At 65.8% G+C, this 17,348-nt stretch carries 20 protein-coding genes; 6 read left to right on the top strand and 14 right to left on the bottom strand.

Features of this window, described 5'->3' with window-relative positions; all coding sequences use genetic code 11:
* Window positions 1–9 precede the first annotated feature (9 nt).
* From AC07NK_RS18640 to AC07NK_RS18620, 5 genes are all read right to left on the bottom strand, one after another.
* Complete coding sequence (locus AC07NK_RS18640; RefSeq protein ID WP_495172118.1) at window positions 10–489, bottom strand: GNAT family N-acetyltransferase; 480 nt, start codon at window positions 487–489, stop codon at window positions 10–12.
* Entirely contained in the window at window positions 489–2,021 is a 1,533-nt protein-coding gene (locus AC07NK_RS18635; protein WP_495172117.1) for a trypsin-like peptidase domain-containing protein, read from the bottom strand. Before AC07NK_RS18635 ends, AC07NK_RS18640 begins: the two co-directional genes overlap by 1 nt.
* A gap of 70 nt (window positions 2,022–2,091) precedes the next feature.
* Complete coding sequence (locus AC07NK_RS18630) at window positions 2,092–2,364, bottom strand: hypothetical protein (protein ID WP_495172116.1); 273 nt, start codon at window positions 2,362–2,364, stop codon at window positions 2,092–2,094.
* A 126-nt stretch (window positions 2,365–2,490) separates the two neighbouring features.
* The gene (locus AC07NK_RS18625) at window positions 2,491–3,642 is read right to left on the bottom strand and encodes a hypothetical protein (RefSeq protein ID WP_495172115.1); all 1,152 of its coding nucleotides are present in this window, start codon (window positions 3,640–3,642) and stop codon (window positions 2,491–2,493) included.
* A gap of 71 nt (window positions 3,643–3,713) precedes the next feature.
* Complete coding sequence (locus tag AC07NK_RS18620; RefSeq protein WP_495172114.1) at window positions 3,714–5,879, bottom strand: primosomal protein N'; 2,166 nt, start codon at window positions 5,877–5,879, stop codon at window positions 3,714–3,716.
* A 67-nt stretch (window positions 5,880–5,946) separates the two neighbouring features.
* Between AC07NK_RS18620 and AC07NK_RS18615 the strand changes: the two genes are divergently transcribed.
* Entirely contained in the window at window positions 5,947–6,384 is a 438-nt protein-coding gene (locus AC07NK_RS18615) for a hypothetical protein (protein WP_495172113.1), read from the top strand.
* On the opposite strand, the gene AC07NK_RS18610 is transcribed toward AC07NK_RS18615, so the two are convergent.
* Entirely contained in the window at window positions 6,381–7,052 is a 672-nt protein-coding gene (locus tag AC07NK_RS18610; protein ID WP_495172112.1) for a DUF2490 domain-containing protein, read from the bottom strand. The two genes, AC07NK_RS18615 and AC07NK_RS18610, sit on opposite strands and share 4 nt — an antisense overlap.
* A gap of 114 nt (window positions 7,053–7,166) precedes the next feature.
* Between AC07NK_RS18610 and fsa the strand changes: the two genes are divergently transcribed.
* Window positions 7,167–7,820 carry a fructose-6-phosphate aldolase gene (fsa, locus tag AC07NK_RS18605; RefSeq protein ID WP_495172111.1) on the top strand — a complete coding sequence of 218 codons (654 nt, stop codon included), beginning with the start codon at window positions 7,167–7,169 and terminating at the stop codon, window positions 7,818–7,820.
* A gap of 85 nt (window positions 7,821–7,905) precedes the next feature.
* Here the strand turns inward: fsa and AC07NK_RS18600 are convergent, their stop codons facing one another.
* From AC07NK_RS18600 to AC07NK_RS18590, 3 genes are all read right to left on the bottom strand, one after another.
* Complete coding sequence (locus tag AC07NK_RS18600) at window positions 7,906–8,109, bottom strand: helix-turn-helix transcriptional regulator (RefSeq protein ID WP_495172110.1); 204 nt, start codon at window positions 8,107–8,109, stop codon at window positions 7,906–7,908.
* Entirely contained in the window at window positions 8,106–8,522 is a 417-nt protein-coding gene (locus tag AC07NK_RS18595) for a hypothetical protein (RefSeq protein ID WP_495172109.1), read from the bottom strand. The genes AC07NK_RS18600 and AC07NK_RS18595 overlap by 4 nt, the downstream gene beginning before the upstream one ends.
* A 67-nt stretch (window positions 8,523–8,589) precedes the next feature.
* On the bottom strand, window positions 8,590–9,987 hold the full coding sequence (locus tag AC07NK_RS18590; protein WP_495172108.1) for a glutamate ligase domain-containing protein: 1,398 nt from the start codon (window positions 9,985–9,987) through the stop codon (window positions 8,590–8,592).
* 40 nt (window positions 9,988–10,027) lie between these two features.
* Here AC07NK_RS18590 and AC07NK_RS18585 point away from each other — a divergent pair, with 40 nt between their 5' ends.
* Window positions 10,028–10,843: an LD-carboxypeptidase gene (locus AC07NK_RS18585; RefSeq protein ID WP_495172107.1), complete on the top strand. Its 816-nt coding sequence runs from the start codon at window positions 10,028–10,030 to the stop codon at window positions 10,841–10,843.
* Window positions 10,844–10,992: 149 nt separating this feature from the next.
* Here the strand turns inward: AC07NK_RS18585 and AC07NK_RS18580 are convergent, their stop codons facing one another.
* From AC07NK_RS18580 to AC07NK_RS18570, 3 genes are all read right to left on the bottom strand, one after another.
* Entirely contained in the window at window positions 10,993–11,775 is a 783-nt protein-coding gene (locus AC07NK_RS18580) for a Coq4 family protein (protein ID WP_495172106.1), read from the bottom strand.
* Window positions 11,776–11,839: 64 nt separating this feature from the next.
* Window positions 11,840–12,943 carry a DNA polymerase III subunit beta gene (gene dnaN, locus AC07NK_RS18575; protein WP_495172105.1) on the bottom strand — a complete coding sequence of 368 codons (1,104 nt, stop codon included), beginning with the start codon at window positions 12,941–12,943 and terminating at the stop codon, window positions 11,840–11,842.
* A gap of 178 nt (window positions 12,944–13,121) precedes the next feature.
* Window positions 13,122–13,718: an outer membrane beta-barrel protein gene (locus tag AC07NK_RS18570; protein WP_495172104.1), complete on the bottom strand. Its 597-nt coding sequence runs from the start codon at window positions 13,716–13,718 to the stop codon at window positions 13,122–13,124.
* Between the two features lie 179 nt (window positions 13,719–13,897).
* On the opposite strand from AC07NK_RS18570, the gene AC07NK_RS18565 reads away from it, so the two are divergent.
* The gene (locus tag AC07NK_RS18565; RefSeq protein WP_495172103.1) at window positions 13,898–14,527 is read left to right on the top strand and encodes a histidine phosphatase family protein; all 630 of its coding nucleotides are present in this window, start codon (window positions 13,898–13,900) and stop codon (window positions 14,525–14,527) included.
* Window positions 14,524–14,991 (top strand): hypothetical protein, encoded by a 468-nt coding sequence (locus tag AC07NK_RS18560; RefSeq protein WP_495172102.1) that lies wholly within the window; start codon window positions 14,524–14,526, stop codon window positions 14,989–14,991. The genes AC07NK_RS18565 and AC07NK_RS18560 overlap by 4 nt, the downstream gene beginning before the upstream one ends.
* Before the next feature lie 28 nt (window positions 14,992–15,019).
* Here the strand turns inward: AC07NK_RS18560 and AC07NK_RS18555 are convergent, their stop codons facing one another.
* Entirely contained in the window at window positions 15,020–15,376 is a 357-nt protein-coding gene (locus AC07NK_RS18555; RefSeq protein WP_495172101.1) for a DUF4168 domain-containing protein, read from the bottom strand.
* Window positions 15,377–15,548: 172 nt separating this feature from the next.
* Here AC07NK_RS18555 and rlmN point away from each other — a divergent pair, with 172 nt between their 5' ends.
* Entirely contained in the window at window positions 15,549–16,733 is a 1,185-nt protein-coding gene (rlmN, locus tag AC07NK_RS18550; RefSeq protein WP_495172249.1) for a dual-specificity RNA methyltransferase RlmN, read from the top strand.
* Here the strand turns inward: rlmN and AC07NK_RS18545 are convergent, their stop codons facing one another.
* A complete protein-coding gene (locus tag AC07NK_RS18545) occupies window positions 16,734–17,342 on the bottom strand; it encodes a class I SAM-dependent methyltransferase (RefSeq protein WP_495172100.1) in 609 nt (202 codons plus the stop codon). It lies immediately after the preceding gene.
* Between the last annotated feature and the right edge of the window lie 6 nt (window positions 17,343–17,348).

Genomic DNA, 17,348 nt, shown 5'->3' with positions numbered 1-17,348 from the left:
GCTTCAGGTTCAATCAATGGGCCGGCGCATCACAAAGGTGTTCGGCCCATAGCCGTCGGCGCTTGCATCCACATAGCCAAAGCCTTGTGCCGCCCAGAAACGGTCGGCGCCGTTGACCGCGACCAGGGTGATGTCCGCCACGCGGGCCTGTCGTGCCAGATCGTCGACCAGCGCGACCGCCGCCCGCCCTGCGCCCAGTCCGCGCGTGTCCGGCAACAGCGCGATATCATGAAGATACCAGGTGTCCGCCGGATCCGGGATCGCATGGAGCATCGCTCCAAGCGCGGGCGGCGGCGCGGCGCGGGTCCAGGGGTGAGTCACCAGAAAGCCGCGCACCGTTCCATCGACCTCACAGACGAAGCATCCCGCCGGGCAGAGGTGCAGCCGTTCGGCATAGACTTCTAGGGGTTCGGCGTAGCGATCGTGCACTTCAGTGGAGATTTTCGTCACCGTCGGCAGGTCGGCCGCGGTCATGGCACGCCAGTGCATCATTGCCCCGCCGGCTTGCAGTTATAGACCAGCCGTTCGTTGAAGACCTGCGGCAGCGCGGTGCGGACCGCCTGCTGCCTGGCGGCGAGATCGGCGCGCGCGACAGGATCGGTCGAGCACGCCTTGATCTTGACGTCGCTGCGCAGCTTGCGCGCGTCCGCCATCTGACGTGACGAAAGCAGATAGCGGGTGGTGGAATAGGTCCGCGACGCCGGGGCGTATTCGAGCACCGAGACGGTCTGTTCCTCGTCGGGTACCAGTATGCGCTGCCAGTTGAGCTGCCCGGTCTCGGCATATTGGGTGCGGCCATTGACGCAGCCATCGGGGTTGATGTCGATATTGACGTCCTGCGTGCTCGACACGGTGACGCGCGAGCGGGCGGGGTCGATGGTGCAGAGCATCTTTCCGAGCCCGCCGGTCTGCACCTTTGGCGGCGGGACGGTGACGCGCGCTGCGCTCGCGATCGTCGAGGGATCGAACGCCGGGCGGACGAAGAACAGGATGAACGCCGCCAGCACCAGGATGCCGCCGCCGCTCATCGACCAGATCATCTCGCGCCGTTTCGCCTGTGTATGGAAGAAGGCCCCGGCACCGATGCCGGCAACGCCGAGCACCAGCAACAGCCCGGCGCCCGCAAGGAAATTCTCGCGCATCGCGAAATTGGCGACCAGCGCTTTGTCGAGCGCGTTCTCGCGGTCGGCGGCGGAGCGGGCGGCATCCTCGCGCGCTTTGGCATCGTCGGCGGCCTTTGCGCGTTCGGCCTCGCTGCGGTCCTGCGCCAACCGGTCGGCGATGCTGGTGCAGACGACGCCGTTGACCGGCATCGGCTGTCCCGCCTCGCGCAGGAAGGCGGCGACCTCGTCATTGGCGACCGCGAAGCCGAAGCTGGCGTCGCCCTCTTCGCCGCGCGTCACCGCCGAATTGACGCCGAGCACTCGCCCGCAGGGGTCGAGCAACGGCCCGCCCGAATTGCCGCGCGCGATTCCGGCGGTGTGGAGCAGGACGTTGACGCCCTGAAGATTGCGGCGGCCCGAAAACACACCCTGCGACCGGATCGGAGACAGCGGGGTGATGAAGTCGATCGCCGAGCGTGCGGTGGCCAGATCGACATTGCCCGGATAGCCGAGCGCAATCATCGCCTCGCCCTCGCTCACCGGGCCGTTGTAGAAAGTGAGCGTGGGCAGGCGGATACCGCCAAACTCGATCAGTGCGAGATCGCGGTCTGAATCGATCGCGATCAGCCGCCCCTGATAGGATTTGTCGCCCTCCGACGGGACGACGCCGATCATGACGTTGCCGGGGAAGCGTTCGGCGGCTTCGACCACATGGGCGTTGGTGAGCACGCGATTGGGTGCGACGGCAAAGCCACTGCCATGGCCGAAGCCGACCACTTCGCCTTCGGCGGTCGCGATGGTGACGATTCGCACCACGCCCCGACCGGCGGCGGAGATATCATCGGCGTGCGCTGGAGCGGTCAGGCCCAGAAGGGCCAGCAACCCGGTCAACAACAGCAGCAATCGGCCCGTGGTCACACAAACACTCCGTCGATCCCGATGGAAGCTGCGCTGTCGACCATAATCACGGTGGGTTCAAGGCTGGGCGCTACTTCTTGTCCCCGTCCTTGCCCTTGTCGCTTGCCTCCTCCTTGTCCGTGACGCCGCTCTCCAGCGCCTTGAGCGCCTCCGCGCCCTTGCCGGCATCGATCGCGGCGATCAGGTCTGCCGCCAATTTGGCCAGCCCCTGGCTATGCGGGTCGAAGGCCAGCGGTTTCAGGAGCTCGCGCGCCATCTTGGCGTTATTGTCCTGCAGATAGCTCGCTGCGGCGGTCATCCGCAGACCCTTGTCCTGTGGCCCGAGCTGGAAGGCGAGGTACAAGCCTTCCCTTGCATTTCTGGTCGGCGGCAGGTTCGCCTGGACGAAGCTGCGATAGAACAGGATCAGCGGTTCGGGATCGTCGGGGTCGAGGCGATTGGCGGTGCCGATGATCTTGCGGATCGCCGACTAGGTCTCCTTGCTCGTGTCGTCCGCTTTTGCTGCGAGCGCCATCCGCGTCATCGCCTTGTAGACAAAGGCATCGACCGCCTTGGGGTTGGCGGCGATCGCGCGGTCGGCGGCAGCCTCCGCTTCCTTGTAGTCGCCCGCATCATAGGCGGTCTCGGCAAGGACGATCTGCGCGCCGGGATCATTGGGGAAGGGGGCCGCCGCTTTCTTTGCCTGCGCATAGACGCGGGGGGCAGTCCGTTCATCCACACCGTTCTTTGAAACGATCCGCACATCCATCGTCGCAGCTTCCCCCGGGGTCAGCTTGCGGATCGTAACCGGTCCGAGCTTGAATAGCCTGGCGGGAACGGTGCGGCCCTGAAATTTGCCGACCTTGTAACGTTCGAGTTCGCGATCGAGCGTGCGGAGTTCGCCAAAGGCTTCGGTGGCCGCATCCAGCGGTGCCTTGCCGTTGCTGATCGCGAGCAGATAGGTTTGCAGCTGATTGGGCCGCTTCCCACCGATCGTCAGATAATGGGTAAGCAGCCAGCCGCGTCCATAGAGGCCGTCGCGCTGCATGTCGTTCAGCGCCCGGCCCTCAGCGGTCAGGAGCTTGTCGGCCGGAAGCGCGTTTCCGGCGAGCAGGCCGTAGCCGCGATATTGCGGCGGAAGGCCGAACGAGACGCCGCCGTCCTTTTCGAAACGTGCAGTGGCGTGGAACTCTGCATAGCCTTCGATGAACCAGCTTGGAAACGGCGTGTGCGGCCACAGGCTGAGCATCAGGTGGTGGGTATATTCGTGCAGCAGGATCGCCTGCGAACTGAGATCGAGTTCGTCATATCCTGCCTGGCGCGGCACGACCGCCATCGAGCCGCCGGCCCGCGGGCGATAAAAGCCCGCCGCCTGACGGTCCCGGGCAAGGCGTGATACGATGCTCGTTCCATCGACCACATAGACGACGACGCGATTGGCATCGCCGACCGGATGAGCGGCGAGCCCGCGCATCGTCCGAAGCGCCTTGTCGAACTGTTCGAGCTGAGTAGCGAATTTCTCCAGCCGCTGCGGATTGTCCTCCGAATAGACGACGAAGTGATCTGTACTGGCCTCATACCAGTCGGCCTGCGCGGCTGCGGGCAGGATCAGAAGCGCGGCTGCGAACAAACTGCGAATCATCGAATAGCCTCCCCCATGGCGGATGGATGCTATGTCAGCCGGGAGCGCTGGAACAGATCAGAATCGCCGGTTCACAGGAAGTTATACGGGTCGACATCGACCACCACGCGGACCTTGGCTGACCATTCGATCCCGCCGAGCCAGTCGCGGATTACGTCCTGAACGTCGAGCGCGCGGCGGGCATGGACGAGCAGGCGGAACCGGTGGCGGCCGCGCAGCATCGCGAGCGGGGCAGGGGCGGGGCCGAACACCTGCATTGCCTCGACCTGCGGCGCGGCCCGGCCGATCAGGCGTGCGATTTCGAGCGCAGCGTCCTTGTCCTCGCTCGACACGATGATCGCGGCGAAGCGGCCAAAGGGCGGCGCACCGGCTTCGCGCCGTGCCTGCGTTTCGGCAGCGTAGAAGCTTTCGGCGTCGCCGCTGACCAGTGCACGCATCACCGGCGCCTTGGGGCTGTGGGTCTGGATGAGCACGGTGCCGGGCTTCTCGCCGCGCCCAGCGCGTCCGGCGACCTGCATGATCTGCTGGAAGCTGCGCTCGGCGGCGCGAAGATCGCCGCCCTCGAGGCCGAGATCGGCATCGACGACGCCGACGAGGGTGAGGTTGGGAAAGTGATAGCCCTTGGTCACCAATTGGGTGCCGACGACGATGTCGATATCGCCCGCCTCCATCCGGTTGACGAACTCGGCGGCCTTGGCGGGGGACCAGATCGTGTCCGAGGTGACGATCGCGGTCTTTGCGTCGGGGAACAGCGCCGCGACCTCGTCCGCGATGCGCTCGACGCCGGGTCCGCAGGCGACGAGGCTGTCCTCAGTATCGCATTCGGGGCAGGCGCGCGGGGTCGGAAAGGCGTGCCCGCAATGATGGCAGGCGAGGCGGTTGATCAGCCGGTGCTCGACCATCCACGCGGTGCAATTGGGGCATTGGAAGCGATGCCCGCAGGTGCGGCACAGCGTCAGCGGGGCGTAACCGCGGCGGTTGAGGAACAGCAGCGCCTGTTCCTTGCGCTCCAGCGTCTCGTCGATCGCCTTGACGAGGCGCGGGGCGAGCCAGCGGCCGCGCGGCGGCTGTTCGGCGAGCAGGTCGATCGCCTCGATGGCGGGCATTTCGGCGGCACCATAGCGGCCGGGGAGCTTGACCTCTTCGTAGCGGCCCAACGCGACCTGCTGGCGTGTCTCGATCGCGGGGGTGGCGCTGGCGAGGACCACCGGGCAGCTTTCGAAATGCCCGCGCATCACCGCGACGTCGCGCGCGTGATAATGGACGCCCTCTTCCTGCTTGAAGCTGGTCTCGTGCGCCTCATCGACCACGATCAGGCCGAGATTGGGGTAGGGCAGGAACAGCGCCGAGCGCGCGCCGACCGTAACCAGCGCCTCGCCGCTGGCGACGGCGCGCCATGCGCGGCGGCGTTGCGACTGGCGCAGGCCCGAATGCCAGGCGACCGGCTCGACCCCGAACCGCGCGTGGAAGCGCTTGAGGAAGGGCTCGGTGAGCGCGATTTCGGGGAGCAGGACGATGCTCTGCCGGCCAGCCTCGATCGCGGCGGCGACGGCTTCGAAATAGACTTCGGTCTTGCCCGATCCGGTGACGCCGTCGAGCAGGAAGGTCTGGAACGCCTCTGCGGCGACGGCTCCGCGCAAGGTTGCTGCGGCGTCGGACTGCACATCGGATAGTGCGGGCGGGGCAAAACCGGGGTCGGGCGCGGGGTAGGGGGTGTCGAGATCGACCGCGACCCCCTCGATCGCACCGATCTTGACCAGCCCGCGGATCACGCCTTCGGACACGTCGGCGATCGTCGCGAGTTCCCGGATCAGGCCCTGCCGGTCGCCGATTCGCTCCAGCGCCTGCTCGCGCTGTGCGGTCATGCGTTCGGGGATCTCGCCGGTGGCACGATATTCGACGATCGTCCGCCCGCCTTCGAGCGCCGAGGTCGAGGAGAGCGCCATCCGCAAAACCGATGCGAGCGGGGCCAGATAATAGTTCGCGGTCCACTCGATCAGGCGGCGGAGCGGCGCCGGAACGGGCGGTGCATCGGCGACGGCGATCAGGTTGCGCAGGCGGTTATCGCCGATCTCCTCGACCGGGAGCCGCTCGGCTTCCCACACCACCCCGACCAGCTGGCGCGGTCCCAGTGGCGCGATAACGATCGACCCCGGCTCGACCGTCATGCCGTGCGGCACGCGATAGTCGAGCGGGCCGAGCGCGGAGTTGAGGACGATGACGCGGGCGCGGGACATTGCGCCCATATCGGCATTCCTGCCGATGCTGGAAAGCGCTATCGAACGACGCGAAGGAGACTCATCGATGCTGCTCGCCGCCTTGTTGCTTCAGGCCGCTGCGCCGCAATGCCCCGCCGCCGATGTGGTGATGCCCGCTAACCTTGCTGGTTGGGGGGTGCCCGGTGCCGAGTTCGGGGTGAACAAGGCGGTGACGGTGCAGGCGGGCGATCTCGCCAAGCTGACGGATGTTCCGGCGGGCACCCGGCCGGGCGGCGCGGTGATGATCGGGTTCAGGATCGACAAGGCGGGCCGCTATGGCATCGCACTCGACCAGCGCGGGTGGATCGACGTGGTGCCGGGCGCCGCGGGCGGCGAGGCGCTCAAATCCGTGGTCCATGGCCATGGCCCGCAATGTTCGACGATCCGCAAGATCGTTCGCTTCGACCTTCAGCCGGGGGTATATCGTGTCTATCTTACCGGCCTCGACAAGCCGGCCGCCAAGACGATGCTCGTCGCCGACTAGAGGCTGAGACCGACGGTCATCGCGAGCGCATGATCCATCGTGTCGCGGCTGTTGCCGCGTGCGAAGCGATACTGGTTGAGGTAGCCGCCCTCGATCGACAGCAGCTTGCTCGCCTTCCAGCTCACGCCGACCATGTTGCGCATCCGGTCATAGCCGGCCTTCTCGCCCCAGTCGGTGTCGTTGAGCACGATCAGGCTTTCGTGGCTGCCGACCAGGCTGAAATCGCTCTTCCCGAGCGGCAGCGAAGCCTTGATCTGCGGGCGCAGGCGATAGCCGGTATCGTCGCCGTCCGAACGCGAACGATGCTCCAGCCGCAGGCGGCCCGACAGCTTGAACGGACCGGCATTTCCCGCCAGCCCGAGCTGGACGCGGAACCGGTCTTCGGTCCGCGTCACTCGCCCGCGTGAATAGTTGACCACGCGGACATAAGCGCCGCCGATCGAGACGCCCTTGGCCACTTCCTGCGACAGGCCGCCCGCGAGTTCGATTTCGTACAGGCCACCCGAATCGTCGCTGAAGCGGTTGATCGATTCGAATTCGATATCGGTGGGATCGGCGACCGCGATCTTGGCGGACCCGGTGATCCACAATTCGCTGTCATGGTCCTGCGCCATCGCGGCGGCAGGCAGGAGCAATATCGGGAAAGCACAAATCAGCAGGCGTGACATCAGCGCATCCAGGCTATGCGTTGGCCGCCTTCCGGTGATAGAGGGCAGCGCGATCGGGCGCGCGACTAGCACGCCGCCTTCCGACTGTCACATATTTGAAAAGAAGGTGCCCCCATGAAGTTTTTTGCCGACACCGCCGATACCAACGACATTCGCGAGCTGGCGGAGGCGGGGCTGCTCGACGGCGTCACCACCAACCCGTCGCTGATCCACAAGGCCGGCCGCGACTTCCTCGAAGTGGTGGCAGAGATCTGCAAGATCGTCGACGGCCCGGTCTCGGCTGAGGTGGTCGCGCTCGACCATGAAGGCATGATGCGCGAAGCCGAAATCGTGCGGAAGATCGCCGACAATGTCGCGGTGAAGGTGCCGCTGACGATCGACGGCCTCAAGACCTGCAAGGCGCTGACCGACGATGGCACGATGGTCAATGTCACGCTGTGCTTCTCCGCGAATCAGGCGCTGCTCGCGGCCAAGGCCGGCGCGACCTTCGTCTCGCCCTTCGTTGGCCGTCACGACGATATCGGCTTCGACGGCATGGATCTGATCGGCGATATCCGCCTGATCTATGACAATTACGCGTTCGACACCGAGATCCTCGTCGCATCGGTGCGTCATCCTATCCACATTCTGGAAGCTGCGAAGCTTGGCGCCGATGTGATGACCGCGCCCCCCGCGGTGATCCGCCAGCTGGTCAAGCATCCGCTGACCGACAAGGGCATTGAGGGCTTCCTCGCCGACTGGGCGAAGACCGGTCAGACGATCGGCTGAGTCCTCACGAAAAAGAAGGCCATCCCGGCGTGTATCCGGGATGGCCTCTCCTTCCGATCCGGAGATCGGCACCGGCCAATAGGGGTTAGCCCGCGACGGAGGGGTTCTCGAAAATCTGCTCGATCGTCAGCTCGAACAGATCGGCGATTCGGAAAGCGAGTGGGAGCGAGGGGTCGTAGCGGCCGGTCTCGATCGCATTGACGCTCTGGCGCGAGACTTCCAGCCGCTCGGCCAGATCCTGCTGACTCCAGCCGCGCTCGGCGCGCAGCACCCGAAGGCGGTTCTTCACGCCGCGGCGTCCGCACGGCGACAGTCGCGGATCGCCATCCAGCACTGGGTGACGCTCCACAGGACGCACCAGGCGGGGAATGCCCAGAGCAGATCGACAGCGCTGATCAGGTTCCGCTGCTGAAGAAAGCCGAGACCGGTCGAAAGCGTGAGCAGAATGCCGATGCTGACGAGCATCGCGATCGCCTGACGCTTCCGCACATATTCGTCGGTCTCTTCGATCAGATACAGCCCGACGACGATCAAGGATGCTGCGATGCCGATCGCGGGCAGGATCGACAGGGCGATGAGCCCGATCGGGGACGGGTCGAGGCTCTTTGCCACCCAGGGGGCACAGGTGATCAGCAAGCCATAGACGATCGTCGCGCCGATGAAGCGCCACAGGAAACGCACCGAGGCACGGGAGACTTCCATGTCAAGCTTCCTTTCTAACTAGACAAGGAAACTTTACGTCAATGGTGCTTTACATGTCAAGTGCGCTTTACGTGACCTGCAATTGCTCGACCATCTCCCGCGCAAGCAGGCTGAGCGTATCGTCGCGCGCGCCCATGATGACGATACGGTCGCCGGGCCGCGCCTCGGCCACGAGGTGCGCGGCGGCGGCGGCGCGGTCGGGGATGTGGCGCGCGTCGCGGCCCGATGCGGCGATGTCGGCGATGATGTCCGCACTGGTCACCTCGCGGGAGACGGTGCCGCCCTGATAGACCGGGTCGGGCAGGACAAGCTGGTCGCCGGGTGCGAGCTTGTCGATGAACATCGCGACCAGCTCGCGGCGCATCACCTTGAGCGGCCCGTAGCCGTGTGGCTGGAACAGCGCGAGGACGCGGCCCGGAAAGGCGTGGAGCGTGTCGAGCGTGGCGGCGATCTTGTCGGGATTATGCCCAAAATCATCGATCACCGAGACGCCGTTCGCCTCGCCCACCAGCTCGAAGCGGCGGCGAAGGCCGGTGAAGCCTTGGATCGCTTGTACGGCGTCGGTCAACGCGATCCCCGCGGCTGTGGCGGCGCCGATCGCGGCGAGCGCATTGGCGACATTGTGGCGGCCTGGCACGGCAAGGCGGGCGGGAAGGGTGGCGTCCGGCGTCACCAGATCGAACTGCACCGCGAAGGCGTCGAGCTGAAGGTTGCGGGCAGAAAGGTCGGCGTCACCCTCGACCGCGAAGGTCACCGTGCGGTTGCGGTCGAGCGCCATCGCCAGCGCGGCGCTCTCGGCGTCACCGACGTTGACGATGGTCGTCCGTGCCTTGGCCGCGAAGTCGCCGAACAGCGCGCGCAGTTCCTCAAGCGACTTGTGGTCGAGGCTGACATTGTTGAGCACTGCGATATGCGGGCTGTAGAGCGCGATCGATCCGTCGCTCTCATCCACTTCGCTGACATAGAAGTCGTCACTGCCGACCAGTGCGCTGGCGAAGGGCGCATCGGGGCGGACGAAGTTCTTCATCACCGCGCCGTTCATCACCGTCGGATCGCGGCCCAAAGCGTGCAGGATCCACGCGATCATGCCGGTGACGGTCGATTTGCCGCTGGTACCTGCAACACCGATCGAGGTGCCGGCGGCGTTGAACAGCGCGGCGTTGAGTTCCGCGCGGGTCATGCGCGGGCAGCCAAGTTCGGTGGCGCGGACCATGTCGGGGACGCTGTCTTCGACCGCGGCCGAAGCGATCACCATCTGGTCGGACCAGACAATGCCGCTGCCGTCCTGCGGGAACAGGTCGATGCCAAGCGCGCGCAGGGCATCGAACTTGGCGGGCAGGCGCCCGGAATCGAGGCTGCGGTCCGAACCGGCGACCTTCGCGCCTTGCCCGGCCAGGATCATCGCGAGCGGCATCATGCCGCTGCCGCCGATCCCGACGAAAAAACAGGATTTGCCGTGTTGCATCGCCCCGCGCTATCGCCGGTTCGAACTCAAGGGGCAAGGCATGCGGATCGGCGTCGTCGCACCGGCACGGACAGTTAGCGAAGAATCGGCGGTGCGGATGAAGGCGTTCATGGCGCTGACCTACCCGCGGCACGAGATCGTGTTCCACCCGCAATGCTTCGTCACCGAAGGTCACTTCGCCGGACCGGACGATTATCGCGCCGCGGCGTTCCTGGAATTCGCCAACGATCCTGCGTTCGACGCGATCTGGTTCGCGCGCGGCGGCTATGGCTCGAACCGCATCCTCCACGGCGCTATGCCGCAGCTTGCCCCGGCGGCGCGCAACAAGACCTATATCGGCTATTCGGACATGGGGTTCATGCTCGGCGCGCTCTATGCCCGGCGGATCGGGCGGCAGGCGCACGGGTCGATGGCGAGCGCGATGGGCCGCGACGACAAGGGCGTGGATGCGGGTTGGGTGCTTGGCTGGCTGATCGACGGGGACCGCCGCGGACTGGAGCCGACCCTGGACGGCCGCCCGGCGGCGGCGTTCAATCTCGCGATCCTGACCGCGATGATCGGCACGCCCTGGCTGCCCGACCTTACCGACCATGTGCTGCATATCGAAGAGGTGGGCGAGCCGATGTACCGGATCGACCGGATGCTGTTCCAGATGGCGCATTCCACCCAGCTTCAGGGGATTGCGGGTGTGCGGCTTGGGGCGGTGACCGATGTCGTCGACAATGACGTGCCGTTCGGCGAATCGATCGAACAGATGATGATCCGCTGGTGCCGCGAGATGGGCGTGCCCTATCTTGGCCGCTCGGGAATCGGGCACATCGCGCTCAACCGGGTCGTGCCGTTCGGCGTGACTTAAAGCCCGATCGACGGTCGGCCTGCGCGGGTTGCCGTCATCCCCGCGCAGGCGGGGATCCATTGCGGCTGGCGTTCCGGCTCTATCCGTCAGGGTAGCCAGAATGGATTCCCGCCTGCGCGGGAATGACGGTCAAAGAAAGCGTATTCGGGTCAGAGGCCGATCAGCCCGGCTTCGCGCAGCTCCGTCTGCGCCTGGCGGTAGATGGCCGGGTCCGCGATTCCCAGCCGCTTGCGGGCGGCGTCGAGCGGCTCATACATCAGCGCCTCATAATCCTCGCCCGACAGCCATTTGGCGCGCTTGCCGTGACGGCGGCCCTCGAGCACGGCCTTGGCGAAGGTGCGCTTGCCGGTGATCTTGAGGCTCTTGAGCGCCGCGCCGGCACCGATAAAGGCCCAGCCGAGGCCGCCGGTCTGCGCGTAGGAGAAGGCGACGAGGCACGCCTCGCCCAGTGGCTCGTCGGCCTGATAGCCGGTCAGGATGTGCCAGATGTCGTGAATGTCGCGCTCGCGGCGGCCGAACCAGGCGTGCGGGTGCTGGACGTTGCGCTCAACCTCGGCATCCGCGTAGCTGACGTCCGCAAGGCCCTGCGCCGAATAGCCGGTGCGGTCGAGGAACGCGCGATACGCGCCGCCGACGCTGCCTTCGGGCAGCGTATCGATCCATGCACGATCCGAGAAGCGTTCCGACAGCTCGATGCGATGATAGGCGAGGCGGCCGCCCTGCTGTGTCGTGAGCAGCTTGCGATAGTTCTTCGCCGCCGTGTCGCCGTTGAGCGCGCGCATGATGCGGAACACCTGCACCGTATCATCGGCGTTGCCGAGCAGCTTGACCAATGCGCGCAACGCCGTGCCCCATTCGCGTCTGCGGGGCTGACTCCAGTCGATCGCCTGCGGCGCGGGCGGTTGCGCTGACATCTGGGCTTGCGTGGCCATCATCGCTTATCCTTACTGACAAGCGTGTTAATAAGCCATTATCGCCCGCTGTACAAGGGGCGGGTCAGACCCGCATCGGCATCAGGACGTACAATGCGGGCGACTTGTCGTTTTCGCGGATCAGTGTCGGCGCGGCAGCATCGGCCAGATGCACCTCGACGAGATCGCCCTCGACCTGCCCCAGGATGTCCATCAGGTAGCGCGAGTTGAAGCCGATCTCGAACGGTTGCGCGGCATATTCGCCGGGTACGTCCTCGGCTGCTGTGCCGTTGTCCGGGCTGGTGACCGACAGGGTGATGCGGTCGCGGTCGAGCGCCATCTTCACCGCCCGCGTCTTCTCCGTCGCGATGGTCGAGACGCGGTCGACGCCCTCCATGAAGCTCTTCGGATCAATCTTCAGGATCTTGTCGTTGCCCGTAGGAATCACGCGGCTGTAATCGGGGAAGGTGCCGTCGATCAGCTTCGAGGTGAGGATCGCGGCGCCAAGGTCGAAGCGAATCTTCGAACCCGACAGCGACACGCCGACCGAGCCGTCGACTTCGTCGAGCAGCTTGCGCAGCTCGGCGACGCACTTTCGGGGCACGATCACATCGGGCATCGCTTCGGCGCCGTCGGGGCGTGCCACGGTGACGCGGGCGAGACGGTGGCCGTCGGTCGCCGCGGCCTTCAGCGTGTCGTCGGCAACGTGCAGGAAGATGCCGTTGAGATAATAGCGCGTCTCTTCGGTCGAGATCGCGAATCGGGTCTTGTCGATGATCTGCTTGAGGATCTCGGCCGGCAGTTCGAACACCGTGGGAAGTTCACCCTCGGCGATCACCGGAAAATCGTCGCGCGGCAGCGTACCGAGTTCGAACTTTGCGCGGCCGGCGTTGATCTTGATCTTGCCCTCGGCGGCGGTCAGTTCGACCTGCGACCCCTCGGGAAGCTTGCGCGCGATGTCGAACAGCGTGTGGGCCGAGACGGTGATCGCGCCGGCCTGATCGACCGCCGCGGGCACGGTCTCGTCGATCTGCAGGTCGAGATCCGTCGCCATCAGCCGCAGCGAACCTTCGGCCGAAGCCTCGATCAGCACGTTGGACAGGATCGGAATCGTGTTGCGCCGCTCCACCACGGACTGAACGTGGCTCAGGCCCTTCAACAACGTTGCGCGTTCGATCGTCGCTTTCATGTGTATTCAAACCCCCGGGCGGGCGCCCATAATCTTGCAGGCTGTCCTGACGGCGAGAGATGCCGTCGGAAGGTCGCGATATCCTTAACGCGAAAAAGGGCCGGAGCAAGCGCCCCGGCCCTTCGTATCGCATCATTTTCGGCATCATCTGTGGACGATGCCGAGTCGCGCAGCCGCCTTAGAAGCGGATGCCGACGCCAGCGACCACCTGATGACGGTCGATGTCGATGTCGTAACCGTCGATCTTGCCGTAGTTCGAGTAGCGATACTCGCCCTTCAGATACATGTTCTGCGACAGCTTGAATTCGGCACCGGCGCCGACGCGGAAGCCTTCCATGTCCTCATGGATCTCGGTCTTGGTGTTGCCGGTCTCATAGGTCGTCTCGACGCGGGCGTTGGTGTAGCCGCCCTTCGCGTAGAGCAGCGTCGTCGGGGTGATCGCCACACCGGCGCGTGCGCCGACATAGATGTCGCGGCCCAGGTCGGCGCGGAAGCGGTCGCCTGCGACCAGCAGATTGTTGGTGCGCGTGCCGACGCCCGAACCGGTCAGCTCGGCCTCGGCGCCGATGACAGCGCCGCCGATCTGGACGTCATAGCCGATCGCACCGCCATAGGTGACGCCGTCCTTCGACGCGCCGTCGCCATCGGTGCCGTCCTTGGCGGCGTCATAGCCGACCAGTGCCTCAACGCGGGGACCGGTGAAGGTCGCGTCCTGCGCGAGAGCCGGGGCCGCCATTGCGCTCGTAGCCAGAATAGCCAGAACCAGTTTACGCATAAAAACTCCTGTACACATACACACCCGCTTGGGCGGGAACCGGCTCAATGCGCCAAAACATGTTGCGTTGCATGAACCCTGGATAAACGCGGAAAACCGTTGCTTTTTGGCCACAGCGCGCCCTAGATTCGGGAACGACTACGCGGCCGCAGCATGAGCGGCGAGGGGAGGGGGAGGTGATGGCAAGACTGGGCCGCGACTTCATCGCCCGGCATGGCGAGACGGTGTTCAACGCCGCGCGCCGCCTGCAGGGCGAACACCCTCATACGCCGCTCACCCGTGCCGGATTCGCTCAGGCGGACGAGATGGGGCGGGCATTGCGCGTTATCCTGGGCGTGGAGCCGAAACTCACCCTGTGGGCCTCGAACACCGGACGCGCGCTCCAGACGCTGGCGGTGATCGCCGAGCATCTGGAACTCGATTGGCATGGCGCGCGGCAGGATCCGCGGCTGACCGAGATCGGCATGGGTCTGTGGGGCGGGCGCTATTATACCGAGCTGACGTTTGAGTATGGCGAGATCGTCGCGCCGGGCGGACTGCTCCGCGTTGCGCCGGAAGGAGAACATTATCATCAGATCGCCGGGCGCGTCGGAGGCTGGCTGGCCGATACCGATGACGATCCCGGCGACCGGCTGGTGATCATGCACGGGATATCGAGCCGCGTGCTGCGCGGGATCATGACCGGGCAGGCGGTACATCCCGAATTCGAAGCGCCGGTCGCGCAAGTGCTGCCGCAGGGATCGGTGGTGATGATCGAAGGCGGCGTCGAAACCGTGATCCACACCGGTACCGGGCACGCGCCGGCATGATCGTCGCGGCGCTGATGCTGATCGCCACGCTGCAAGGGCAGGGACGCGAATCGCTGGGTGTGTTCGACAGCTGGGGCGCATTCCGCGATGCCACACCGCTGCGCTGCTACGCGATCAGCCAGCCGCCGCAGGGCGCGGGCAGGGGCGCGTTCGCGAGCATTGCCAACTGGCCGCGTGCGGGTGCCCGCAATCAGATCCATATCCGGCTGAGCCGACCGCGCGATCCCCGCGCCAAGGTTACGCTGGCGGTGGGCGAGCGCCGGTTCGAACTGATGGCCGGGCCAAGCGACGCCTGGGCGCCTGACCCGCGCACCGATGCGGCGATCGTGACGGCGATCCGGTCGAGCCGCAGCATGAGCGTCGAGAGTCTGGCGAGTGGCGGCGGCGCCTTCGCGGATGTCTACGCCCTGAAGGGTGCAGCCACCGCGATCGACGCCGCCGCCATGGGCTGCGCGCGGCGCTAGGCCTGTCCGCGCAACCCGGGGGGGCCGGTTATTGGGTTGGCGTCGCCTGCTGTTCGGCGACGATAGCTGCCTGAACCTTCTGCTGCAGCACCGGATCGGCCTGCGAAGCCTGCGCGATCTCGTTGAAGCGCGTCGGCGGCAGTCCGCTGCTCGACACAGCGTCAGCCATCTTCTTTTGTTTGTCGGCGGCCGGGACCGCGGTGTCCTTGCTCACCTTGTCGACCGCAAGCGCGGCCTTGGCGAACTGCTTGACCTCCGCGTCGGTCACCGTCGCCGGCGCGGCGGCCTGAGGTGCCGGTGCAGCGGGGGCTGCGGTGTCCTGGGCCAGCGCAGGCGTAGTGATGAGCGTGGCGCCGGCCAGCAACAGGGCATGACGGAACTTCATATCAAACTCTCCAAAGCAAACTCGGGGTTGCCCCGGTCGAATGCTTCCCGCGCCGAGCGGTTGCCGCAATCACGCTTCGACGCGGCGAGCCGTGAGCGGGATAAGGCGGGGAGTGGATTTTCGTCGTCATTTCTCCTATGTGCGCGGGATGCAGACAGCTTCGGCCGCCCCTATGCCCATCCCCGGGCACATCGACCCTGTGCCCGTCCCGCGCGCGCTCAAGCCCCGCGCGGATGGACGAATCGACTTGCTCGGTCTGTCGAAGCACGATTTGCGCATGGCGCTGGAGACCTCGCAGCTCGAGCCGAAACAGGCCAAATTGCGCGCCAAGCAGCTGTGGCACTGGATCTATAATCGCGGCGTCACCGACTTCAGCCTGATGACCGACATCTCGAAGACGATGCAGCCCTGGCTGGCGCAGCGCTTCGTGATTTCGCGGCCCGAAGTGGTCGAGGCGCAGGTGTCGACCGACGGCACGCGCAAGTGGCTGCTGCGGTCGGATGACGGGCAGGATTACGAGATGGTGTTCATCCCCGACGCCGATCGGGGAACATTGTGCGTCTCGTCGCAGGTCGGCTGCACGCTCAACTGCCGCTTTTGCCACACCGGTACGATGCGCCTTGTCCGCAACCTCGAGCCGGGCGAGATCGTCGGGCAGGTGATGCTTGCGCGCGATGCGCTGGGCGAATGGCCGAGCCAGCCCGAGGGGCGCATGCTCACCAACATCGTGATGATGGGCATGGGCGAACCGCTCTACAATTTCGACAATGTCCGCGATGGCCTCAAGATCGTGATGGACGGTGACGGCATTGCGCTCAGCAAGCGCCGCATCACGCTGTCGACCAGCGGCGTCGTGCCGATGATGGAGCGCGCAGGCGAGGAGATCGGGGTCAACCTCGCTGTCTCGCTTCATGCGGTGACCAAGGAAGTGCGCGACGAGATCGTTCCGCTCAACCGCAAGTTCGGCATCGAGGAATTGCTGCAAGCCTGCGCGGACTATCCCGGCGCCAACAACGCCCGCCGCATCACCTTCGAATATGTGATGCTCAAGGACAAGAACGACAGCGACGCCGACGCGCGTGAGCTTGTTCGCCTGATCAAGCACTACAAACTCCCCGCCAAGGTGAACCTCATTCCGTTCAACCCCTGGCCGGGCGCGCCGTATGAATGCTCGACGCCCGAGCGGATTCGGGCGTTTCAGGAGATCGTGTTCGGCGCGGGCATCTCGGCGCCGGCCCGGACCCCACGCGGCCGCGATATCGACGCCGCATGCGGCCAGCTCAAGACGGCGAGCGAGAAGAAGTCGCGGGCCGAGCTCGACCGGCTGGCCGAAGAGAAGCAGGCCGCGCTGGGCTGACTAGTCTGCCGTTCTGGTGAAGGCGAGCCACGTCCAGTGGACGCCGGCCGCGCGGCTCAGCGGATGCACCGCCGGTGCCTCCGCCTGACGGATCAGATCGAAACCCGCCGCGCGGGCCAGATCGATCGCCTCGTCCGGCGGCGTGGGATAACTGTGCGGGCCGAGTTCGCCCGGTTCGTGGCGCAGCGACAGGATCAGCGTTGCGCCGGGCGCCGCGAGCCGCGCGAGGCTCTGGACGGCCCGCGCGCGATCTGCGGAGTCGAGATGATGCCAGACGGCGCACAGCACGATCAGGTCGAACGGGCCGCGCCGCTGTAGTTCGGCAAGATCGGGAAGCCGGTCGTCGAGCCACTCGATGCTATCGCCATGCAGCGCGGCGCCGGCCTCGCGAAATTCGTGCACCGGCTCGACCGCCAGCACGCGATGACCTTGTCCAGCGAACCACGCCGCGTCCCGGCCGGTGCCCGCCGCGACGTCCGCGACCCGGACCGGTGTATCGGGCAGGAGGTCGAGCACCGTCGCATAGATCTGTTCCGGAGAAAGTGCATCATAACCTGCGATCAACTCGGGAGTCGCCCGCGCGGCATAGTCGGTGATCGCGTCGCCCATCCGGCT

This window comes from Sphingomonas sp. GW821-FHT09B04 (assembly GCF_059418285.1).
This window is presented reverse-complemented; position numbering and strand designations above follow the sequence as displayed.

Excerpts from the sequence above, each read along its gene's own strand:
- AC07NK_RS18620 (WP_495172114.1), bottom strand. The coding sequence starts at position 5,879 with ATGTCCCGCGCCCGCGTCATCGTCCTCAACTCCGCGCTCGGCCCGCTC.
- AC07NK_RS18570 (WP_495172104.1), bottom strand. The coding sequence starts at position 13,718 with ATGCGTAAACTGGTTCTGGCTATTCTGGCTACGAGCGCAATGGCGGCC.
- AC07NK_RS18640 (WP_495172118.1), bottom strand. The coding sequence starts at position 489 with ATGCACTGGCGTGCCATGACCGCGGCCGACCTGCCGACGGTGACGAAA.
- AC07NK_RS18625 (WP_495172115.1), bottom strand. The coding sequence starts at position 3,642 with ATGATTCGCAGTTTGTTCGCAGCCGCGCTTCTGATCCTGCCCGCAGCC.
- AC07NK_RS18565 (WP_495172103.1), top strand. The coding sequence starts at position 13,898 with ATGGCAAGACTGGGCCGCGACTTCATCGCCCGGCATGGCGAGACGGTG.
- AC07NK_RS18580 (WP_495172106.1), bottom strand. The coding sequence starts at position 11,775 with ATGGCCACGCAAGCCCAGATGTCAGCGCAACCGCCCGCGCCGCAGGCG.
- AC07NK_RS18555 (WP_495172101.1), bottom strand. The coding sequence starts at position 15,376 with ATGAAGTTCCGTCATGCCCTGTTGCTGGCCGGCGCCACGCTCATCACT.
- AC07NK_RS18595 (WP_495172109.1), bottom strand. The coding sequence starts at position 8,522 with ATGGAAGTCTCCCGTGCCTCGGTGCGTTTCCTGTGGCGCTTCATCGGC.
- AC07NK_RS18585 (WP_495172107.1), top strand. The coding sequence starts at position 10,028 with ATGCGGATCGGCGTCGTCGCACCGGCACGGACAGTTAGCGAAGAATCG.
- AC07NK_RS18560 (WP_495172102.1), top strand. The coding sequence starts at position 14,524 with ATGATCGTCGCGGCGCTGATGCTGATCGCCACGCTGCAAGGGCAGGGA.
- AC07NK_RS18545 (WP_495172100.1), bottom strand. The coding sequence starts at position 17,342 with ATGGGCGACGCGATCACCGACTATGCCGCGCGGGCGACTCCCGAGTTG.
- AC07NK_RS18615 (WP_495172113.1), top strand. The coding sequence starts at position 5,947 with ATGCTGCTCGCCGCCTTGTTGCTTCAGGCCGCTGCGCCGCAATGCCCC.
- fsa (WP_495172111.1), top strand. The coding sequence starts at position 7,167 with ATGAAGTTTTTTGCCGACACCGCCGATACCAACGACATTCGCGAGCTG.
- AC07NK_RS18590 (WP_495172108.1), bottom strand. The coding sequence starts at position 9,987 with ATGCAACACGGCAAATCCTGTTTTTTCGTCGGGATCGGCGGCAGCGGC.
- rlmN (WP_495172249.1), top strand. The coding sequence starts at position 15,549 with ATGCCCATCCCCGGGCACATCGACCCTGTGCCCGTCCCGCGCGCGCTC.
- AC07NK_RS18610 (WP_495172112.1), bottom strand. The coding sequence starts at position 7,052 with ATGTCACGCCTGCTGATTTGTGCTTTCCCGATATTGCTCCTGCCTGCC.
- dnaN (WP_495172105.1), bottom strand. The coding sequence starts at position 12,943 with ATGAAAGCGACGATCGAACGCGCAACGTTGTTGAAGGGCCTGAGCCAC.